The sequence below is a fragment of the Paenibacillus sp. FSL K6-2393 genome, from assembly GCF_038002545.1.
Lineage (GTDB): Bacteria > Bacillota > Bacilli > Paenibacillales > Paenibacillaceae > Paenibacillus.
The window spans coordinates 2032838-2054177 of record NZ_JBBOCU010000001.1 but is presented as its reverse complement, the minus strand read 5'-3'; the positions used below and the strand labels follow the sequence as shown (position 1 = coordinate 2054177).

Annotated in this window: 21 protein-coding genes and 1 other annotated feature; of the genes, 3 read left to right on the top strand and 18 right to left on the bottom strand. The window is 47.7% G+C overall.

Features of this window, described 5'->3' with window-relative positions; genetic code table 11:
- Nucleotides 1-184: 184 nt before the first annotated feature.
- Nucleotides 185-1030: a late competence protein ComER gene (gene comER / locus MHI14_RS08985; protein ID WP_036615122.1), complete on the top strand. Its 846-nt coding sequence runs from the start codon at nucleotides 185-187 to the stop codon at nucleotides 1028-1030.
- Here comER and leuS read toward each other — a convergent pair.
- The 17 genes from leuS to spoVAC all read right to left on the bottom strand — a co-directional run bounded on the left by leuS (nucleotide 1011) and on the right by spoVAC (nucleotide 18029).
- Nucleotides 1011-3455, bottom strand: a complete 2445-nt coding sequence (gene leuS / locus MHI14_RS08980) for a leucine--tRNA ligase (RefSeq protein ID WP_124115957.1) — start codon at nucleotides 3453-3455, stop codon at nucleotides 1011-1013. The genes comER and leuS overlap by 20 nt on opposite strands.
- Nucleotides 3456-3533: 78 nt before the next feature.
- Nucleotides 3534-3803, bottom strand: a binding site (T-box leader).
- A gap of 111 nt (nucleotides 3804-3914) precedes the next feature.
- Entirely contained in the window at nucleotides 3915-4871 is a 957-nt protein-coding gene (locus MHI14_RS08975; RefSeq protein WP_289389905.1) for a phosphotransferase family protein, read from the bottom strand.
- A 226-nt stretch (nucleotides 4872-5097) separates the two neighbouring features.
- Complete coding sequence (locus MHI14_RS08970) at nucleotides 5098-5868, bottom strand: class I SAM-dependent DNA methyltransferase (protein WP_341131688.1); 771 nt, start codon at nucleotides 5866-5868, stop codon at nucleotides 5098-5100.
- 129 nt (nucleotides 5869-5997) lie between these two features.
- Nucleotides 5998-6903, bottom strand: a complete 906-nt coding sequence (locus tag MHI14_RS08965) for a CvfB family protein (protein ID WP_036668546.1) — start codon at nucleotides 6901-6903, stop codon at nucleotides 5998-6000.
- Nucleotides 6900-7247 (bottom strand): ribosome silencing factor, encoded by a 348-nt coding sequence (gene rsfS / locus MHI14_RS08960; RefSeq protein ID WP_036615136.1) that lies wholly within the window; start codon nucleotides 7245-7247, stop codon nucleotides 6900-6902. Before rsfS ends, MHI14_RS08965 begins: the two co-directional genes overlap by 4 nt.
- A 77-nt stretch (nucleotides 7248-7324) precedes the next feature.
- On the bottom strand, nucleotides 7325-7891 hold the full coding sequence (yqeK, locus tag MHI14_RS08955) for a bis(5'-nucleosyl)-tetraphosphatase (symmetrical) YqeK (RefSeq protein WP_341130203.1): 567 nt from the start codon (nucleotides 7889-7891) through the stop codon (nucleotides 7325-7327).
- Nucleotides 7875-8465: a nicotinate-nucleotide adenylyltransferase gene (locus MHI14_RS08950; protein WP_074095918.1), complete on the bottom strand. Its 591-nt coding sequence runs from the start codon at nucleotides 8463-8465 to the stop codon at nucleotides 7875-7877. Before MHI14_RS08950 ends, yqeK begins: the two co-directional genes overlap by 17 nt.
- A gap of 15 nt (nucleotides 8466-8480) precedes the next feature.
- Nucleotides 8481-8774 carry a ribosome assembly RNA-binding protein YhbY gene (gene yhbY / locus MHI14_RS08945; protein ID WP_017687186.1) on the bottom strand — a complete coding sequence of 98 codons (294 nt, stop codon included), beginning with the start codon at nucleotides 8772-8774 and terminating at the stop codon, nucleotides 8481-8483.
- A gap of 82 nt (nucleotides 8775-8856) precedes the next feature.
- The gene (gene aroE / locus MHI14_RS08940; protein ID WP_341130202.1) at nucleotides 8857-9726 is read right to left on the bottom strand and encodes a shikimate dehydrogenase; all 870 of its coding nucleotides are present in this window, start codon (nucleotides 9724-9726) and stop codon (nucleotides 8857-8859) included.
- Between the two features lie 42 nt (nucleotides 9727-9768).
- Nucleotides 9769-10896, bottom strand: a complete 1128-nt coding sequence (gene yqeH, locus MHI14_RS08935; protein ID WP_341130201.1) for a ribosome biogenesis GTPase YqeH — start codon at nucleotides 10894-10896, stop codon at nucleotides 9769-9771.
- Nucleotides 10893-11420 carry a YqeG family HAD IIIA-type phosphatase gene (locus tag MHI14_RS08930; protein ID WP_036615148.1) on the bottom strand — a complete coding sequence of 176 codons (528 nt, stop codon included), beginning with the start codon at nucleotides 11418-11420 and terminating at the stop codon, nucleotides 10893-10895. Before MHI14_RS08930 ends, yqeH begins: the two co-directional genes overlap by 4 nt.
- A gap of 110 nt (nucleotides 11421-11530) precedes the next feature.
- Entirely contained in the window at nucleotides 11531-13744 is a 2214-nt protein-coding gene (locus MHI14_RS08925) for a DUF4129 domain-containing transglutaminase family protein (RefSeq protein ID WP_341130200.1), read from the bottom strand.
- Entirely contained in the window at nucleotides 13741-14988 is a 1248-nt protein-coding gene (locus MHI14_RS08920) for a DUF58 domain-containing protein (protein ID WP_176872547.1), read from the bottom strand. Before MHI14_RS08920 ends, MHI14_RS08925 begins: the two co-directional genes overlap by 4 nt.
- 3 nt (nucleotides 14989-14991) lie before the next feature.
- Entirely contained in the window at nucleotides 14992-15948 is a 957-nt protein-coding gene (locus MHI14_RS08915) for an AAA family ATPase (RefSeq protein ID WP_036615157.1), read from the bottom strand.
- A gap of 208 nt (nucleotides 15949-16156) precedes the next feature.
- Entirely contained in the window at nucleotides 16157-16507 is a 351-nt protein-coding gene (spoVAE, locus tag MHI14_RS08910) for a stage V sporulation protein AE (protein ID WP_091028336.1), read from the bottom strand.
- A 5-nt stretch (nucleotides 16508-16512) separates the two neighbouring features.
- Entirely contained in the window at nucleotides 16513-17529 is a 1017-nt protein-coding gene (spoVAD, locus tag MHI14_RS08905; RefSeq protein WP_076214289.1) for a stage V sporulation protein AD, read from the bottom strand.
- Nucleotides 17526-18029 carry a stage V sporulation protein AC gene (gene spoVAC / locus MHI14_RS08900; RefSeq protein WP_036615164.1) on the bottom strand — a complete coding sequence of 168 codons (504 nt, stop codon included), beginning with the start codon at nucleotides 18027-18029 and terminating at the stop codon, nucleotides 17526-17528. The genes spoVAD and spoVAC overlap by 4 nt, the downstream gene beginning before the upstream one ends.
- 651 nt (nucleotides 18030-18680) lie before the next feature.
- Between spoVAC and MHI14_RS08895 the strand changes: the two genes are divergently transcribed.
- Together MHI14_RS08895 and MHI14_RS08890 are read left to right on the top strand one after the other, a co-directional pair.
- The gene (locus MHI14_RS08895; protein WP_074095923.1) at nucleotides 18681-19754 is read left to right on the top strand and encodes a M42 family metallopeptidase; all 1074 of its coding nucleotides are present in this window, start codon (nucleotides 18681-18683) and stop codon (nucleotides 19752-19754) included.
- A 160-nt stretch (nucleotides 19755-19914) separates the two neighbouring features.
- The gene (locus tag MHI14_RS08890) at nucleotides 19915-20238 is read left to right on the top strand and encodes a hypothetical protein (RefSeq protein ID WP_074095924.1); all 324 of its coding nucleotides are present in this window, start codon (nucleotides 19915-19917) and stop codon (nucleotides 20236-20238) included.
- A gap of 226 nt (nucleotides 20239-20464) precedes the next feature.
- Here MHI14_RS08890 and MHI14_RS08885 read toward each other — a convergent pair whose 3' ends face one another.
- The gene (locus MHI14_RS08885; RefSeq protein WP_249912121.1) at nucleotides 20465-21172 is read right to left on the bottom strand and encodes a metal-dependent hydrolase; all 708 of its coding nucleotides are present in this window, start codon (nucleotides 21170-21172) and stop codon (nucleotides 20465-20467) included.
- Nucleotides 21173-21340: the final 168 nt, after the last annotated feature.

Sequence of the window (21340 nt, the reverse complement as noted above, 5' to 3'; positions counted from 1 at the left end):
CTTCCACACCTCTCCCTGAATTCAAAATCATTCATTTCGAACACGGGCGGTGCTTCCGAACCGTTGAACTTTCCTGATGAAACAAGTTGTGCATTTTTCATGTCATGTGAAACAGGTCCTCACGCATAGAATAGAGGGAATGAACTGCGCCAGTACCGTAAAGCATGAAAGGAGGCCTGAAACAATGAAGGTTGGATTTATCGGAACCGGCAGCATGGGCAGCCTACTAATCTATGCCCTGATCCAATCGGGTGCACTTGAGCCCCGGCAGATCGCCGCCAGCAATCGAACCCCGTCCAAAGTACGTCAGTTATCCCTCCGTTACCCCGGTCTGCATGAATCCCAGAGCAATCGGGAAACGGTGATCCGAAGTAATATCATCTTCCTGTGCGTGAAGCCGCTTGAATTCAAACATGTCATTGACGACATCCTGCCTGTCGTGAATCCCAATCATATAATTGTCTCGATCACCAGTCCCGTGCAGCTGCGACATCTGGAATCTTCACTTCCTTGCAAAGTCTCCAAGGTAATTCCCAGCGTCACACACCAAGTCGGCAGTGGAGCATCCCTCTGCATACATGGCGAACGAATGACCAGTGAAGACCGCGCTGTGTTGGAAAGTCTGCTCAGTCATATAGGCAGGCCGTACCAAGTGGATGAAGCCTGTACACGAATCACATCCGACTTCTCCAGCTGCGGACCTGCATTCATATCGTTCTTTTTGGAACAGTGGATCGAAAGTGCGGTGAAGCTGACAGGTATCAAAAGGGCAGATGCCTGCGCTCTGGCTGGCGAAATGCTCCTGGGCACAGGCAAGCTGCTCACCGAAGGAGGATACACCCCGCAAGAGCTTCAGGCTCGTGTCGCTGTACCTGGCGGTATTACCGCTCAGGCACTTGCACTGCTGAAGGTAAGTCTCGACGGCGTTTTCGACAGCCTGATCCACACGACACATGACAAATATGATGAAGATTTGTTAAAGCTGGATGAACTATTCCGAGCCGGTGAGATTAACCGGCAACAATATTAACGAGTTTGCCTGGAACGGCAATGACCTTACGAATGGTCTTGCCTTCCAGCGCCTGCTTAACAGGTGCCAGCTCCATCGTAAAGTCCTGCATACCCTGTGCATCCAGATCCTTCGCGATCGTAGCACGAGTTACGATTTTACCGTTTACCTGAACAACGATTTCTACTTCCGCATCCACTGTCATGGACTCATCATATTCAGGCCAAGCCACGTAAGAGATTCCACCTTCATGACCCAGACGGCTCCACAGTTCCTCTGCCATATGCGGTGCCAGTGGTGACAACAGTTGCACAAAGTTCTCCATCGCTTCGCGAGGCAGTGTATCTGCTTTGTATGCATCGTTGATGAAAATCATCAGCTGGCTGATGGATGTATTGAAGCGCAGGTGTTCCAGATCTTCCGTAACTTTTTTGATCGTTTTGTGAGCAGTCCGCTTGAACTCATCCGTTCCACCGTCCACCGTAATCTTGTCATTGATGGCTCCTGTGTCTTCGTTAATGAAAAGACGCCATACACGTGACAGGAAGCGGTGCATGCCTTCAACCCCGTTTGCATTCCACGGTTTTGTCGCTTCCAATGGTCCCATGAACATCTCGTACAGACGCAATGTATCTGCACCGAATTCATTGACGATTTCATCCGGGTTAATGACATTACCACGAGATTTACTCATTTTCTCATTATTGGTACCCAGGATCATACCTTGGTTAACCAGTTTGTGGAAAGGTTCTTTGGTCTCCACAACACCCAGATCATACAGCACTTTGTGCCAGAAACGAGCGTACAGCAAGTGAAGTACCGCGTGCTCTGCTCCGCCAATGTACAGATCAACTGGCAGCCATTGCTGCTGTTTCTCCTTGGAGATCAGTTCCTTGTCATTGTGCGGATCGATAAAACGCAGGTAATACCAGCAGCTACCTGCCCATTGTGGCATGGTGTTGGTCTCACGACGTGCCTTCATTCCCGTTTCCGGATCTACCGTATTCACCCACTCCGTAACATTCGCCAGTGGTGATTCTCCAGTACCCGAAGGTTTGATCTGGTCGATATCAGGCAGCAGCAGTGGAAGTTGATCCTCCGGTACGGTCTTCATCGTTCCGTCTTCCAGATGCAGAATCGGGATTGGCTCACCCCAGTAACGCTGACGGCTGAACAGCCAATCACGCAGACGATAGGTTACTTTCCCTTGTCCTTTACCGTTCTCTTCCAGCCAAGCAATCATCTTGGCAACCGCTTCTTCATTGTTCAGTCCGTTCAGGAAATCGGAATTCACATGCGCGCCATCACCCGAATATGCCTCTTGTGTAACGTCGCCACCTTGAATAACCTCAATGATATCCAGACCGAACTGCTTCGCAAATTCCCAGTCACGTGCATCATGACCCGGAACAGCCATAACCGCGCCTGTACCGTAACCTGCAAGAACGTAATCAGCAATCCAGATCGGCAGTTTTGCACCATTAACAGGGTTGATTGCATAAGCGCCAGTGAAAACACCTGTTTTGTCTTTGGCCAAATCCGTACGTTCCAGATCACTCTTACGAGAAGCCTGCTCCTGATAAGCCTGAATAGCTTCACGTTGGTCATCGGTTGTAATTGCTTCTACCAATTCATGTTCCGGAGCAAGTACTGCAAAGCTCGCACCAAACAATGTGTCCGCACGGGTAGTGAACACCTTAATGACTTCCTCGCGACCTTCAATGGCAAATACAACTTCTGCACCTGTCGATTTACCGATCCAGTTACGTTGCATATCCTTGATGCTTTCAGACCAATCCAGCTCTTCCAGGTCTTCCAACAGACGCTCTGCATACTCGGTAATTCTCAGGACCCACTGACGCATCGGTTTGCGTACAACCGGATGTCCACCACGTTCACTCTTGCCATCAATAACCTCTTCATTAGCAAGTACCGTTCCAAGGGCTTCACACCAGTTAACTGCAACTTCATCCACATAAGCGAGGCCCTTATTGTACAGCTGGATAAAGATCCATTGCGTCCATTTATAATATTCAGGGTCCGTTGTGCTGATCTCACGATCCCAGTCATAGGAGAAACCAAGCGATTTGATCTGGCGACGGAAATTGTCAATATTACGGAATGTAATATCTCGTGGATGTTCACCTGTATCCAGTGCATGCTGCTCAGCAGGCAGACCGAAAGCATCCCACCCCATTGGGTGCAATACGTTGTAACCGCGCATACGTTTGTAACGGGAAACGATATCCGTTGCCGTATATCCTTCCGGGTGACCTACGTGCAGACCTGAACCGGATGGATAAGGGAACATATCCAGTGCATAAAATTTCGGTTTAGCAGGGTCCTCACCCGTTTTAAACGTTTTATTTGCATCCCAGTATTGCTGCCAACTTTTTTCCATGACTTGTGGCTGATAGCCGTGTTTCGGCTGGTTATTCTCACTCATCTATTGTTCCTCCTTCAGGTTATTCGCTTTAGCTTTAATTGCAACAAAAAAACCTCAGCATCCCGTAGCGTTTGCAGCGCTAGGGACGAGAGGTTGAATTCCCGTGGTACCACCCTAGTTAGCGGACGAACGTGCTTCGTCATCCACTCCCTTTGGACCTGTAACGGCGGTTAACCGATGCGGATTTCCATTCCTGAACCCAAGCTTTATACAAGCAGGTTAAACAGAATGGTGTAATCACCGCATTTCTCCAAGGCGAGTTCGCAAATCACTGTCAACCGGCTTGCACCAACCGCCGGCTCTCTGTTATGTACAGGAATTACTACTGATCCTTATCATCGAAATATGTATACAATATCGGGACCATTATATAAAAAAGCAAGCCCAAAGTCAATATTACACGTTATAATCGCCATCTTGAAGTCTACGGTTTGTACCCTTCATAACGCTGGTTGCTGTTCAGGATAACCGAAAACGCTCAAGGCCTTCCTCCAGATTATGAATGGTCCAATTCACATGTTCCTGATTATCATATTGGCGATAAGCGCACTCTATGCGCAGCACCAGATCAAAGTACAAGTCATAGAGACTTCTTCTTTTCAATTCACTTTCAGTCGTAATCGCAAGCCCATACCCTTTCACAAAACCAGGCGTATAGTTAAAATGACTGAAATAATGCTCCATCAGAGGATCTGCCCACAGTGAACGTTCAAAATCAATAATCGCTGTGATTCGACCTTTATCTATTAACACATTGCCATCCCACAGATCCCAACTGACAAGCACAGGTTCTTTGACATCGTTCAATACATTGGATTTTTCTTCAATCAAACGTCTCAATTCAGGGTAATCGATCGAAAATGTAATTCCGGCTTCTTCACCATCGGTAAGAATGTCATCCATCAAATTCATAAATGCTTCTTTCCATGTGGAATAACGCTGTTTTTGCTCCGAGAAATATCCAAACTTCTCACCCTTGATTTCATTAATTCGACGATTGTACCGGCCCAGCTGGTGTTCAATGGCTTCCTGCTCTTCCGCAGAATATTGATCCTTAACCTGATTATAGGGTGTTCCAGACATATACTCCATGATAAAATAACGCGCTGAAGCAATGGTTAACGAATCATCATAAACCAGCACTTGGGGTACGGGAACATCCTGTAGCTCCGTGATGAGGCGTAGTGCCTCAACTTCGGCAATCATGAGATCCTGTTCACAGCGCATCAGATTTGTCGAAGCCGACGGTGCAATTTTGAGTACCACCCGCTGTGCGTCACTTAGGGTAATGAGATATGCATGATTGGCCCAGCCATCCACCATTTCCTTGTAGTCCTGTATACTTGCAGAGAAATGCTGCTTTATTATGGCATTCAACTGTTCTGACGAAAGTCTTGTTTTATATGTACTTTCCACTTCTACACCTCACATTGACATTTGATTTATTTCCTCAGAAAACGCTTTCTATCCGACTATTATCACCTCCTTTACTTTAACTGGCAATACTTTTTGTCACGTCGATATATCTTTTCTTGCATTCCTTTACCCTATTTAAGAATATTGCTATTCATTCTCCATGGTAAATCAAACAAAAAAACTGCCCTTATGCAACATACATAAGGACAGTTCTCATTATTCGCTCTTACTTCACAGCCACGTAGAACAAGCGCTGTGCGCTGTCTCCGGCCTCTTTCCATTCAAAATCCGCATATACCTTCACGTCTCTAAAGCCTGCCTTGGACAACTCCAGCTTCATCCAGTCCGGATTATATGCACGCTGGACATGAACTTCTTCAAAGCGCTGGTACATATCCTTGCTACCATTATCCACACGCGAAAAAATACTGAGATGATGCTCAATCTCACAGCGATCCTGATCCAGATCACAAGTCCAAATATACGACACGGAGCGCTCATCCAGTACAAAAGGCTGCTCTTCATCATAACGAATAAGGGTATTGGGATGATGCACATCAAACAGGAACGTTCCACCAGGCTTCAGCATCTCGTATGTCCGCTGGAATGTTCGAATGACATCTTCTTGTTCAAGCAGATAATTGACGCAATCACAGAAAGATATCACCGAATCCACAGTTTCCGGAACTCGCCATTCCCGCATATCCTGCTGCACCCAACGGACACTGCCCTCGCGGTACAAGCGATGACCCTGAGGCGTAGCCTCCATCTTGCTGCGCGCAACCGACAGCATATCTGATGAGAGGTCAATGCCTGTCACTTCGAAACCGGAGTTCACGAGCGGGATTGTAATGGAGCCCGTTCCACAGCCAAGTTCAGCGACACTTTTGGGCATTCCATGCTTTTCCCATGCTGTTCTTGCAAACCTTATCCAGTCTGGATAAGGCATATCTTCCATTAATTCATCATACACATAGGCAAATTTCCGGTAAGACATGTCAGGCACCGCACTTTCAATTTCATTTTCCAATCCTGCTAACAAAAGCAAAGACAGGGGCATCCGGTGTTTACCCAGCCTATCCCTGCCTTATGCGAGTTCCATATTACAACTATTTAATCAAAAGAATTACTTGTTTTCACTTTGATCCGCAGGAGCAGATTCGGACAGATACGTCCAGCTTTCCTTTTGGACCACCAATCCGTCCTTCATCAATTTGCCCAAGGCACGCTTGAAAGCGGACTTACTGATGCCAAAGCGCTGCTTGATGATATCCGGCGGAGTTGCATCAGAGTAAGGCATGCCGCCCATAGGACGCTCTTTCATAAAGGCGAGCAGCTTGTCTGCATCTTCGTTACGTCCAACTTGTTTGAGTTGAGTCATGGCCAGATTCACACGTCCGTCTTCACGTACCAGTGTCACCCGACATTTAACTTTCTCACCAAGACGCAGCATATGACTACGTTCAGATGAATGAATCATACCAATCGCGCCAAAGCCCAGTACACCGCCCTCTACAAGTACAAAAGTACCCATCTGCAGCGGCTTGTATACCGTCGCTTCAACCCACTCGTTTAACCATGAAGTTGGCGCATGGAAAGACAATGGTGAAAGCTCACGTTCCCCGGCCAATTTGGCACGCAGACGTCCCTGCTTGTCATGTTCCATGATTACAAAGACTTCATCCCCCACTTGAGGACGCAGTTCTTCCAGCTCAGGCAATTCACGAATAGGAAGCAGCAATTGCCGTCCAAGTCCCATTTCCAGGAAACAGCCCAGTCGTGGGTGAACATCAGCCACAACCAGTCGTGCCATTTCGCCAAGCATGAGATAAGGCTTTTTCATCGTTACGGCCAGACGATCTTCCGTATCAAAGAATACAAAGACCTCAAGCGTCTCACCAATCTTAATATCACGCGTTAACTCGGTATAGTGAAGCAGTACATCTTCCGATCCTGTCGTCAAAAAGAAGCCAAACGGAGACACTTCACGTGACACCGGCAAAGAGACGACTGTTCCAGCAATCAAACTCATACAGTTTCCACCACTTTGGCATCAGACCATAGTCGTTCAATGTTGTAGTATTCACGCTCGTCACGGTGGAAGATATGAACAACAACATCGCCCATGTCCATCAATACCCAACGTGCTGAATCCATACCTTCGATACCTTTGATCGTCGCTCCGGCTGCATGAGCCTGTTTGCGAATTTCAGTGGCAATGGCTTGTACCTGTGTATCGGAATTCCCGTGACAAATAACAAAATAATCCGCCACCAGAGAAACATTAATCAGATCCAACGCTACAATATTGGATGCCTTTTTGTCGTCAGCGGCAGCAACCGCCATATTCATAAGTTCTTTCGATGATACTGTCATGAACCAACCTCCATAATCTATAATTGTGTGTTCAAAAAAGATCCTTCGTAATCAAAAGTGGACTTTTTGAACAACCTCTATAATTGTGCAATCAAGTCATTCCGCGACAGCATAGTCAAAGGATAAATGACACGTCGTTGCGAGATCAGCAAGCTGATCGTCGAATCGAATCCGGCAATTAAACCTTCGTCCAGACTACGTTCAGCCTGTTCGCGAATGTGACCCACTCCCGGGAAATCTCGCCCCGGTTCAATATAATCGGCAAGACATACCACCTTGTCCAGCAGGCTCATGCCCACCCGACCCGAGGTATGCCACCGGATGGCATTAATCACTTCGGAATCCTCTACACCGTAATCACGCTTGGCTACAAAAGCACCGACTTCCGAATGCCAGAGCTGCTTGTCATGCTGCAGAAGTTCCTGGTTTAATCCGTTATCGCGGATGACCGCTTCCATCTCCGCTACGGGCCAGTACTTCGCCACATCATGCAATATCGCTGCCAGATCCGCTTTTACAGGATCAGCACCGTATTTTTCAGCCAACATCACTGCCGACTCCATCACGCCAAGTGTATGCTTCCAGCGTTTTTCCGGCATTTGCCCGGATACGGCTTGTATTAGTTTCTCACGGCTTAGTCCCATATAAACCGCTCCTTACAATGTATTGGTGCACCTCATCAGGAATCATGAAGCGTACCGAATGACCTTTGGCAAGACGTCTGCGTACGGCTGTTGATGAAATATCCACCAAGGGCATCTCGGCCAGCAAGACCCGATCCTGTAACTCGTCTGGTAGATCATCCAGATGTAACTGGAAACCCGGCCTACCAACCCCGATAAAGGTTAGGCGTTCGGCAAGTTCTTCAATCTGCTCCCATTTGGGAAGATAGTTCACCATATCCGCCCCGATAATGAAATAAAATTCATGTTCAGGATGGCGCCGCCACAGTTCCTTCATCGTATCAATTGTATAAGACACTCCGCCCAATTCCATCTCAATACCCAGCACCTCATATTGCTGCACACCCTTCACAGCCGCTTCCGTCATATCGAGACGTTGTTGTCCCGAAGCTCCGGCTCCGCGTTTGTGAGGTGGAACATGGGAAGGCATGAACCAGATCTCATCCAGTGCATGCGAGTCCCTTGCCGCTTCAGCTGCCAAGAGGTGTCCCATGTGGATCGGATCAAACGTACCACCCATGATGCCGATCTTCACCTGCGTCACGCTCCCTTATCTAGGTAGTTCGATTTGTTTGTTATCGCGAGATTCTTTGTACAGGATGATTGTGTTACCGATGAGTTGTACAAGCTCACTTCCCGTTTCACGGGCAACTTCTTCTGCCATCTCTTTTCTGTCCTCGTCATTGTTGTTCAATACTTGCACTTTCATCAATTCGCGCTTCTCAATCGCATCTTCGATGTGACGGAACAGGTGCTCATTGGTTCCACCTTTACCAATCTGAAATACAGGGGTCAGGTGATGTGCCTGTGACCGCAAAAAGCGCTTTTGTTTACCGTTTAACATGAATACTCCATACTCCTTATGTTGAGCAGGCCCTGATCGACAACGCAAAAACTGTCCGGACCTGACCATTCAATTATTATTTTCACACTTCAAAACTGTTTAGTACTGCTCGCCTCATCGTCTCCACAGGAGCCGGAATGCCAAGCCAATGTTCAAAGGCCACTGCGCCCTGATATACAAACATCCCCAGACCACCGTGAACCGTGCATCCGCGCATCCGCGACTCTCGAAGCAGACGGGTCTCAAGCGGATTGTAGATCAGATCACTCACCGCTGATCCTTCACGGATCATTGCAGGATCAACCGGTACGTCATCAACATGCGGATGCATTCCGGCAGCCGTTGTGTTAATCACGATATCAGCCGTAGCCAAGACCGTCGCAGCGTCTTCCATGCCACTGCCCGAGATTTCTCCCAAGCCATGGCCCCGCAAATCCGAAGCAAGTGCAATAGCCCTGTCTGCTGTACGGTTCAAAATGTGAATCCGCTCAGGCTTCTCCAGTGCAAGTGCGTATATGACACCTCTCGCTGCTCCACCTGCTCCCAGTACAGCAATACGCTTGCCCGCAAGCTCAGGCACTGCCTCCTCCTTCAGGGATCGGACATAGCCAATACCATCGGTATTGTACCCTGTCAGTGTTCCACCTTCATTAACGATGGTATTCACCGCACCAATCAGGCGAGCACTTTCATCGATCACATCCAGATACTGCATTACCTGCTCTTTGTGCGGGATGGTGACATTGACTCCACGATAGCCAAGTGCCACAATTCCCCGAACTGCTGCTTCCAGTTGATCCGGATGAACATGCAGTGGCATATACATTCCATTCACTTCTGCAACCTGCAGAGCCGCATTGTGCATTGCCGGAGACTTGGAGTGAGCAATCGGATCACCCATAACACCAAGCAACACAGGAAGTGAAGAGTTGAATTTGTTCTGCTCAGACATAGGTCCGCCTCCGATCCATCTGATGTACAGCTTCTGAGATTACTAGATCAAGGATGGGCGGATCTGTACACGAATGCCTTTTGGAGCATAAACGGCAACAAGCGCTCCAATATCGCCATTAACCTTAATCCAGCCCAGACCCGAGATGAATACATCCGATTGACTGCCGCGTTTGATGCGGAATTCATGTCTGGTCCATTCGGCCATGTCTGCTGCATCCTCACGGGTTGGCGGAGACAACAATTCTCCCAGGTGGTCGCGGTACAGGTCATCTGCACGCTCCAGCTTCGTCCGGTGGATATCAAGCGCAGTGCTGATAAAACAAGTGAACGACTGGCGATCACCTTCCACAAAGTCAAATCGAGCCATGCCGCCAAAGAACAGCGTCTGACCGGAATTCAACTGATACACAGCCGGTTTAAGCGGTTTTTCCGGCATGATGGCAGCGAGATCCTTACGTGAAACAATCTCGCTGAAACGCCATGGATATACGATTCCAGGCGTATCAATAATATATTTTCCATCATCCAGCGGAATGTTCACCATATCCAGCGTTGTTCCCGGATAACGGGATGTGGTCAGTTCCTGCTCCAGATCGCTGTAATCACGGATCAGACGGTTAATCAGTGTGGATTTACCCACATTGGTACCGCCAACCACGTACACGTCACGATCTTCGCGATACGTACCTACAAGCTCAAGCAGTCGGTCGAAGCCCTGATTTTGCTTTGCACTGCACAAGACTACATCCACGGTACGCAAACCCTGTTCTTTGGCTTGCTTCTGTACCCAGTTGCGAACCTTGTTCCAGTTGGTTACTTTCGGAAGCAAGTCCGTTTTGTTCACAGCAAGCAGTACCGGATTGTTGCCTACAAAACGTTGCAGACCGGAGATAATGCTGCCATCAAAGTCAAACAAATCAACGATATGGATGACAAGTGCATCCTTATCCCCGATTTTGCTAAGCAGCGCCAGGAATTCGTCCTGATCCACCGTAACGGATGATGACTCATTGTAGTTTTTGATGCGGAAACAGCGCTGGCATATAACCGGTTCACGATCCAGTGCCTTCTCGGGGATAAACCCTGGTAATTCCGAATTTTCTGTTTGCAGATGCACGCCGCATCCGCTGCACCTTACGGCAAGATTGCCGTTATGCGGTTCTGTCATTTCTTCTTTTCCTCCTCAAGCCATAAGCCTTTCCTGCGTAAACTCGTTAGAGCAATCCGTTCCACGCGTCGATTGAAGCGGGTCATAAAACCTTCGTCCCCAATGGAGATTGGCAGTACCAGAACGGTATATAACCCCATTCGGTTCCCTCCATAAACGTCCGTAAGCATCTGATCGCCTACTACAATCGTGTTTTCAGGAGATAACTCCATCATTTTCATTGCTCTACGAAACGGTACATTCGATGGTTTGCGTGCACTATGCACAAACTGGATATCCAGCGGGGTCGCAAACAGGGATACACGATTCAAATTGTTATTGGACACAATCATCAGCTTGAAACCTGCCTCTTTCACACGTGCAAACCATTCAATCAGTTCGGGCGTAGCGTCAGGGGCTTTGGCTCCAACGAGTGTGTTATCCAGATCAGTTATAATTCCACGGTAGCCTTGAGCGTACAGCTCTTCCAGATTAATGTCAAAAACCGTGTCTACACGCAGCTTGGGCATTAACATTTTAAACAAAGAAGTCACCTCAGTTTCATACGACACACTATATCACAAATCCGTCTTTCCTGAAAATGCATACAGCGCCTGATGGCATAGGAAAAAAGGAAAAACGGGACGGGCAACAACTATGCCCGTTCCGCTTTCAGTTCCTTCCGCAGCTTCAAGGCGGTCTGATAGACGCCCTTCCAGTCGTCGGCAGTTACGGACGCCGGACTGTAACGAGTCTGTTCAAACTTCGTGAGAAGCTCATGCAATGTCACTTCTGCAGCAGGTTTTGCCTGGCTCCAGCGGGCTACCGATTCACGAAGTGTCTCGTCTCCGCTCCGGGTTAACCCTTTGCGTTTCACATACTGAATCCAACGCTCGGTCTCTGCCACTACCTTCTGTTCAGGGGTGAGCGGTCCACCTGTCCGTAGACGAAGCAGGAAGAATCGCATGGAGAAACGATTACGCCAGAACATATATGCTACCCACAATACGATAATGGCTCCTGCAGCCCAGATAACAAAAGTCGGGATGGCAGACGATGTCTGCTCAGGTGCAGGGGTCTGCTCTTCCTCTTGTACCGGCTCCTCTTCAGGCTCTTCTTCAGGCTCATCTACAGGCTGTACATCAGGCTGTTCCGTCAGCAGCGGCATATCAAAGCCCGGCGTTGCTTCAACAGGAATCCATCCATACTCACCAAAGTAAACCTCTGCCCAGGAGTGTGCATCTGCATTGGTAACGGTGTAGGTCGTCTCAATCTCCGCGCCAGGTTGACGTGGAGCCTGCATGTCCGAATTCAGGGACAATTGTCCAGGCGCATAACCTTTAACCCATCTTGCAGGAATGCCCTCCGAGCGCGCCATCATCACCAGCGCAGTGGAGAAGTAATCACAGTAGCCTTCCATAATATCGAACAGGAAACCTTCCACAAAGTCGCTGCTTACTTTTCGAGATAAATCCGGATTGTTCGTGTATTCAAAATTAGTTTGTAAATAGTTTTGCAGTAATGCCACTTTTTCATACGGAGTATTCGCAGATGCTGTTATCTCGGCTGCCAGATCCGATACCCGGTCAGGGAAACGGGAAGGTAACTGCAAGTACATATCGTCTGCCGGTTTACTGTTATACAGATCTTCAAATGACTTCGTACGAAGCTCATCTTCCACAATCACAGGGGCTTCCGATACGATAGTATATGTCTTGGGATACTGTGGTTGCTGACGGTCTGTCACCACATGCAGTTCAGCCTGTTCGGCATTCCACAACATCCGTTCCGTTCGGTCTTCACCATTAATCGAGCTAACTTCCGAGATCGAATAAGCACCAAAGAGAATCGGATAGACATTGTCATTCAGCATCGTTACGTTCTGAGTCACTTGTTTGGTATTCACATTACCGGATTCTTGGTTCTCCAGAGGCTGTCCAGCTTCAACATTCTCTGTTGCACCCCGTCCACGGTCATCCCAGCCTGTGCCTGTATACTCTGCACGTGTCTCACCGCGCCAGTAACTGCGCTCATTGGTCGTGACAGACATGACAGGGGTATAGTCGAAGTTAAAACCTCCACCAAGCTGATTGTCTTCCCTGCTGTATCCCGATTCGGTAGCCGCGGGAATATCAAGGTTTCCGTTACCTGCCTGACTTGTGGAAGTTCCGGTATAGTTACGCCATGCCGTATAGGGGTCCGTCAAGGTGGGTGGAATCTCCGGCATATTGACGCTGGCTACAATAATCAAAGAAAAGATAATGGCAATATTGGCCAGGACTTTATAAGGATACCGGATGATTCGTTTCCAACCTTGTGGATACTGTAGCTGATAGTTACGGAAATGCTGACATACGAGCCATCCCATCCCCGCAAACATCACCCACGCGATTTCAATCCAGAGTGGAATCTGGGTGAAAGAATCGAGAATCCCCATCGAAATGATGTTAACACCCAGAAAAACAAGAATACGACGTGTTGTGGTCACGAGTCGAAGCGCAGCTTCAAGCATCACCCATGCACACAGGGAGAACCAGATGTACGGCGTCATGTGTAATATGAATTGCTCCGCTCGGTCCGTTAAAGAGCCATAAGGGATGTACACGGTGTAATCAATCAGCGTTTTATGCAAAATGTAACCAACAACGACCGCCTTGATGATCGCCCGATACATTGTTTTAAAGGGCAGAATGACCTCCAGCACACTGACTGCTGCAAGTGTCCATAACACCAGAGAAGTGGTCTCCGTGTACCACGATTCCTGCGTAAATGAAATCCACTGCATTCCAATCAGGAAAATCCAGAGCAATGACGCTGCATGATACCAGGATCGTTTGCCCGCAATACTTTCATTTCCTTTTGAACTCATACAGAACCTCCCCCCATCACCGTTGGAAGCTCCTGCAAGTGAGAAACAGTGAATGACCTCGTGCCTCTTCCACGCAACATGGCATTCCACTCGGCACTTCGGCGGGATTCACTGGTATCGATCAGAATATGACATGGAGTCATGCCCCGCGTATCGGCCCAGCGCAACAGTTCCATTATTTTTTCATCCTTCTGGGGAGAAATCACGACAAAGTAAGCTCCCTGAGGCAGTTGACGTGCGATTCTTTCCACGCCGGGCAACAGATGGGTATCCTGACCGTTATATTGAATATCCACCAGATGATGCATCATCTTCTGTCGTTCCATCAGACTTTCACTGGGGGCCATGAAGGATGTCTGGTCTGACAATGTCAATAACCCCATCCCCATTCGTTCCCTGACACCATACTCCAGCAGAGAGGCAGCCGTGGAAACGGCAATTTCAAATGCATCCCCATGTTCATAACTTGATGCCAGCGCATCCAGAACCAGAATGGTTTTGGGCACAGACTCATGTTCAAACTCCTTGGACTTCCAGTTCCCTGTCTTTGCCGTTGCATTCCAGTGAATGCGGGAAAGTCGATCTCCGTATACGTAGTCACGTACACCATTGATCTGAGTGGTCTCTCTCCGTGAGCGGGTTAACGCCGTCTGAGGACCGGATAACCGTGATTTGCGGTCGTAGAGCTGCCAATATGGAATAAATACCGTTCTTGGCAGTACGCGAAACTCACCTTTGGCCTTAAACTTTCCCCGATGTTCAATCAGTCCAAATATGTCCTCGCTGGCACATTCCGTTTCTGAAAAAACATACTTCCCCCGCTCAAGTGGCGGTGTCTGAAAAGACAACTCGCCATTACCTCTCATATTGGGAATCAAACTTTCCTTGAACGACCACGATTCTCCGTTATGCCGATGCAGCATTTCACGCACAACAACATAGGGAAGCGGGAGGAATCCCGGAATAGTCAAACTCAGCTGTACTTGAACCTGGTCACCCGCATGCAGCAATTCTTCGTGGTCTGGACCAGAAGATAACCTACGAACTCCTTGAGCACGTCTTACCCCGCTAAATCCAGCAATGGCAAGGTACACACAGAGCAGGGTCACCATCGACAGCAGCATAAGGGATGTCTTCCCGCCCTGAAACAAAACATAAGCCAGACAGCACATCCACACCATTGCGATGCTCCATACGCGTGGGTGGCGTAACCCTCTATTGACTGTTCTCAAAAGCGGCTTCATGAACTATTGCCCCATGGAGACGGGCACGCGTACTTGCTGGAGTACGGCATTCAAAACGGCCTCGGAACTCATACTGTCCAGTCTCGATTCGGGACGAAGCACAATACGATGAGAGATCACATAAGGGGCCATCGTTTTCACATCATCCGGAAGCACATAATCACGTTCCTGTAAGAAAGCAAAGGCTTTTACGGCCATCATGAACGATATGGCTGCCCGTGGGCTGGCACCCAGCAATACAGATGGGTGGGAGCGGGTTTGGCGAACAACATCAAGCAGATAGTCCATAACCGGATCACCGATAAAGACCTCTTTAATCTCCTGCTGGATTGCCGAGATCTGGTCCATATGAGTCACGGATTCAAGGCGATCTACAGGCTGACCGAGCTGATGCTGTTTCAATAGAATTTTCTCAATTTCCTTATCGGGATAACCTAGACTTATTTTCAACATAAACCGGTCGAGTTGTGCTTCCGGCAACGTATACGTACCTTCAAAATCAATCGGATTCTGAGTTGCACAGAGCATGAATGGATGTGGCAGATCATACGTATCGCCATCAACGGTTACGCTGCGCTCCTCCATCACTTCGAGCAGAGCCGATTGGGTTTTTGTTGTGGCCCGGTTAATCTCATCAGCCAGCAAAATGTTGGTCATCACAGGACCTGGCCGGAAATAAAAACGCTCATCCTTCGGATGGAACACAGATACGCCCGTAATATCACTAGGTAAAATATCAGGATTACATTGAATACGCCGGTACTCACCACGCATGGATTTCGATAATGCCTTGATTAATTGCGTTTTGCCAGTTCCCGGTACGTCTTCAATCAGAACGTGCCCGCCTGCAAGCAAAGCTGTAAGTAAAAGTTGAATTTCAAAGGATTTCCCCATAATACAGGATTCCAGATTTGAACGAACTGCGGATATGATTTGGATCGACTCTTTGCGCACAGGCATGTGGTCTAACCTCCTAAAAAAGCATACAGATTTCCTTTTATTGTACATGATCCAGAGTCACGAGTACACTCGAAGGAACTCACAATTTGTTTCCAGCCCGTCAGATTCACCGCAGTTCACGCATGAATACGACAAAAAAGCCCCGGATAAAAGTTATCCGGAGCCTCTGCTGAATCGCAATATGTTCAAGGAGATTTCTCATTCTATGTTAGCCTTTTGGTCTAACCACCAATGCCGCGAGAAAAGAAAAGATGATCGCTGACGATATTCCCGCTGCTGTCAGATCAAAGATCCCGGTAATAACTCCAATCCATCCCTCTTTCTCAAGTTCAGTCAATGCTCCATGTACCAAGGAGTTGCCAAAACTTGTGATGGGTACAGAAGCACCTGCTCCTGCAAACTTGACCAACGGATCATAGAGACCGAGTGCATCAGCAACTGCCCCTGCCACAACTAGTGTACTCATGGTATGAGCTGGCGTCAGTTTAACCCCATCCATTAGAAGCTGTCCGACAACACAGATCAAACCGCCAACGATAAATGCCCACAAGAACTGCATTACCTTTATCCCTCCTTTTCAATAGCTACGGCATGTGCAATACAAGGAATACTTTCACCCTGCTGGTACGAAATCGGAGATAACAGCGCCCCCGTAGCAACGACGAGCACCCGTTTAAGATCACCCTTCTGCATCCGGTTCAAAATGTGACCATAGGTGACGGTGGCAGAACATCCGCAGCCACTTCCCCCGGCAACAACATAAGGCTGTTTCTCCCGATCATAGATCATCAGGCCGCAGTCATTAAAAACCGTCTGTTCCATGGGAATGCCTTCTTTTTGCAAAAGCTCTTTCGTAATTGGCAGACCGACGGAAGCCAGATCCCCGGTCACAATGAGATCATAATAGCCGGGTTCCAATCCCGTATCCCTGAAATGAGAGATTATAGTGTCGGCTGCTGCTGGCGCCATGGCTGAACCCATATTAAAAGGATCTTTGATGCCCAAATCCATAATGCGTCCAATAGTGGCTTTGGTAACAACGGGACCATCACCAGTGCGGGAGACCACACCACACCCTGATCCTGTGACGGTATATTGCGCATAAGGCGGCTTCTGGGAGCCATACTCCGTCGGATACCGAAATTGTTTTTCAACCGTACAGTTGTGGCTCACCGTTCCTGCAAGGACATAATCTCCAGCTCCAGAGTCAACAATCATGGACGCTAACGCTAACGTTTCCATGGAAGTAGAACAGGCTCCAAAGACACCTAGGTAAGGCACACCCAGTTTTCGCGCTGAAAAGGAACTGCTGATAATCTGGTTCATCAGATCTCCACCAACAAAAAATTGAAGCTCTTCCTTGGTGATATTTGCATTTACCAAAGCCAGCTGAGAGGCCTGTTCGAGCAGTTTGCGTTCTCCCTTTTCCCACGTTTTCTCGCCGATCTCGAGGTTGTCGTAGACATAATCGAAATCAGATGACAGTGGACCCTCGCCTTCTTCTGGTCCTACAACTGCGGCTTTACCGATGATCCGCGGACGATTCTCAAACTGCCATGTCTGGCGACCCAATCGTTTCACAGGTGCCCACCTCCAAATCCCAAAAAGGCGTAAACAATCCCTACGACAAATGCTGCCACGACACCAAACACGATAACGGAACCAGCAAGTTTAAACATGTTGGCCCCTACACCGAGCACCAGTCCTTCAGCACGATGTTCCAGTGCAGCAGAACACATGGAATTGGCAAAGCCGGTAACCGGCACAGCAGTTCCTGCTCCTGCCCATTGAGCCATTTTATCGTAAACGCCGAGACACGTTAGAATAACCGATATGAGAATCATGACCGCCACCGTAGGACTGGAAGCTTCCTTCGATGTCATGTCGAAACCGGCCATAAAAGCCTCTTGAATGGCCTGTCCAATCAAACAGACGGTACCCCCAACCAGAAATGCTTTGAGGCAATTTTTCAGGATTGGACGAGGCGGCTCATGTTTTTTTGCGACTTTTTTGTACTCCTTTTCATCCATGGACAGGGACGATGATTTTTTTTCGCTTCCGGATGCAGATTGAGCTGGCAAGATACAAGACCTCCTCTATGTGAAAATGGTTCAAAGCTACGGCTGAATGCCAATGTGTGTAATCCTATATTCATTGTTTGTTAATAATCGGAAGGTTATGTATCCGGCGACAGACAGTATATGTTTCCAACAAGATCATGTTGTGGAAGCAAGATGGGAATACGCCGGTTCTGAGGACTTTTAGATACGTTCTATAAATAAAGAAGAACAATCACGAGCAAGATAAAAAGAACGATAAACAGTACTTTTTCCGTGCCCTCTTCTGGAGGCTTCATTGGATATATAGCTCCTTCCTATAAACAGACCAACAAATATTGAACAAAAAGAACATCACAAAATGATGACATCTCCTCCATATATTCATATTCATTGAAGTGGCATCAGGACTGCGACTACAGCGGATAGAGTCATGAAACTTGGACACGGTAAGCGCCCAAAACATGCCTTAAATACGTGACATAAACATGGACAATCACTTGCGCAAGGTTCATACTGTAATGTGACCAGTGGTTAAATAACAAGTCCTCAGCATATTAAAGTGCATGTTCAAAAAGATAAAAGACTTTTTGAACTACATCTTAAAGGACAACAGGCGGGTAGCCGTTCTACTGTGACCTGAAATACATACCAACAGAGGAGTTGTTGACACACATGAATGAAAAAACGATGGATATGTTTCGTACGTTGACGGAATTTCCTTCCGCATCCGGTTTTGAACGTGAGCTTCGCGGCTGGATGAAAGATAAGCTTTCTGCTTATACCGATGAGTTCGTCCAGGATCGCCTGGGGAGTCTATTTGGTGTATTACGCGGGGAGGAATCCGGTCCTAAAGTTATGGTAGCCGGACACTTTGACGAAGTTGGTTTCATGACTACAGGCATTACGGAAACGGGTATGGTCAAATTCCGTCCACTGGGTGGATGGTGGAGTCAGGCTGTACTGTCTCAGCGATTGGAAATCATCACACCGGATCGTCGCATTACCGGAGTTGTAGGTTCTACACCTACACACTTGCTGGACGAGTCCCAGCGGAACAAACCTGTTGATCTGAATTCCATGTATCTCGATATTGGGGCAGACAACCGTGCTGAAGCAGAATCCTGGGGCATTCATCCAGGGATGCAGATCGTGCCAATCTGTGAATTCACGCCGATGGCGAACCCGAAAAAAATCATGGCCAAAGCATGGGATAATCGTTACGGCGTAGGACTTGCACTTGAACTGGTTGAAGCGTTGCACAAGGAAAAACTGCCTAACACGCTTTACGCTGGTGCAACGGTTCAGGAAGAACTGGGGCTTCGCGGTGCACGTACGGCGGCCAATCTGATTCAGCCTGATATCTTCTTTGCACTTGACTGTAGCGCGGCGAATGATATGACAGGTGACAAACAGTCATTTGGACATATCGGAGAAGGCGCATTGCTTCGTATTTTTGACCCGGGTATGTTCACCCATCGCGGCATGGTCGAATATGTTCAAGATACGGCTTCATCCAATCAGATCAAAATGCAGTATTTCATCTCACCAGGTGGTACCGATGCAGGTCAAGTACACCTGAGTGGAATTGGTGTACCATCAACAGTTATTGGTATCTGCGCTCGTTATATCCACACCTCGTCTTCCATTATTCATACGGATGACTACGATGCGGCCAAAGAACTGATCGTGAAACTGGTCAAAGGTCTGGATCGGACAACAATGAATACCATTATTAATAACGCGTAACAGTTGACAAGAGACCTCCTAACTATTCGGGAGGTCTCTTTTTTATATCCACAACTATATGAATTGGACACATAGATTAATAGGCCGAACATTATAGGGAATTACACATAAGATACAATAACGGAAGATGAATTAAACACCAACCAGTGGGGGACCTGTTATGGCAGTGGGAAGGAACGGAAAATCAAATAAAGGTTCTAACAAAAAACCAAATGCTGCTAATACCCTCCTTAATGGAAGCCTTAAAGGGAAAAATCTCGAACTGATTGTAGCAGCGCTATTGGTGAGCGGAAAGTTGAGAGTGGATGCTGTCACGTTGTTTCGTGAGGCTACATTGGTTGTAGAATTGGTTGGTCAATATAAAACACTTCAAAAGGTCACACCCTCCAATTCAGACAAACTGGTACAATTCCTGGATGAAACTGGCGGCGATATGACGCTTAATGATGTTATACAGGCATTTCAACAGAGAATTAATTCTTAGTGGCCAAGAAATGAGGTGGATGTCATGTCCGAGTTTGACGGAATCGGATTTGCCGAGCTATTAATTGTGCTTATTCTTGTTGTTTTATTTGCATTTGGCTCTTCTGATCTTGACGGTTTATCAAGCACGCCAACAACGAGTTGACCCCCATAATCCTCTCATGGCTTACAGGTAAAAGAACAAAAAAATGAAATACCAGTCCTTAGACAGGACTGGTATTTGGTCATTACAGAAATAGGGGTGAGAATGCAATCCAGGCCAAAATAAGAGTAAGCACAATGCAGACATTCTCTACAACGGCCCCACGCTTGGTCCCTGTACTCATCAGATTCACCCGTATGCGCCACTTGAGCGGTGGTAACGGACGAATACCCCGATTGGTTAGTGAATCGGCCAACAGATGCATCGCATATGCCGAGCCTCCCGCTACCCAGATCTCCGGTCCCTGCTGCTGGGTCGTGCTGTACAACAAGCCCGCCCATATTGCGGTTCCGTACAGGGTATGTGTCAGTCCCCTATGAGTCAGTGTGGTGCAGAGCATTAACAAACTGCCTGCAATCAAGTTCCACGGTGCGAACGCGTGACCATAGAAGACCAGTCCGAGTCCAATCGCAAACATCAACACTTTGCGAAGCGAACGTGAAGGCAGGAATGACACAAGCGCAATGAGGATCGCAAGCAACAGGTTCCATGGTTTGGCATGAACATAGAAGTACACAAATACAGCTGTGGGCAACAGAATCGTCTGTAACAACCTGATCAGACTGTTAGGCAAGGCTCTGGATACCAGCAGCGAATTCGGCTCATCAATGTCAGGCAATAACGAACCAATCAGTGCAACCGTAACTGCCGGCGCTGTCACTGGCATACCGGCCAACTGCAGAACAGAAAGTGACACGCCTGTCCCGATAATAAGGTGGGATCTTCCCATCATGATGCAAAAACGTCCTTTCGAAGAAATCGGGAACAATACGGCCCAGTTCCGATTTTACAACGAAAACAAAATAAGAACAATAGTTCGCATTTCTTATTTGTATGAAAATAAATATAAATTTCTGTGATGGGGCTCACACTATTATATTTATGACTCTTCTATCTTTAT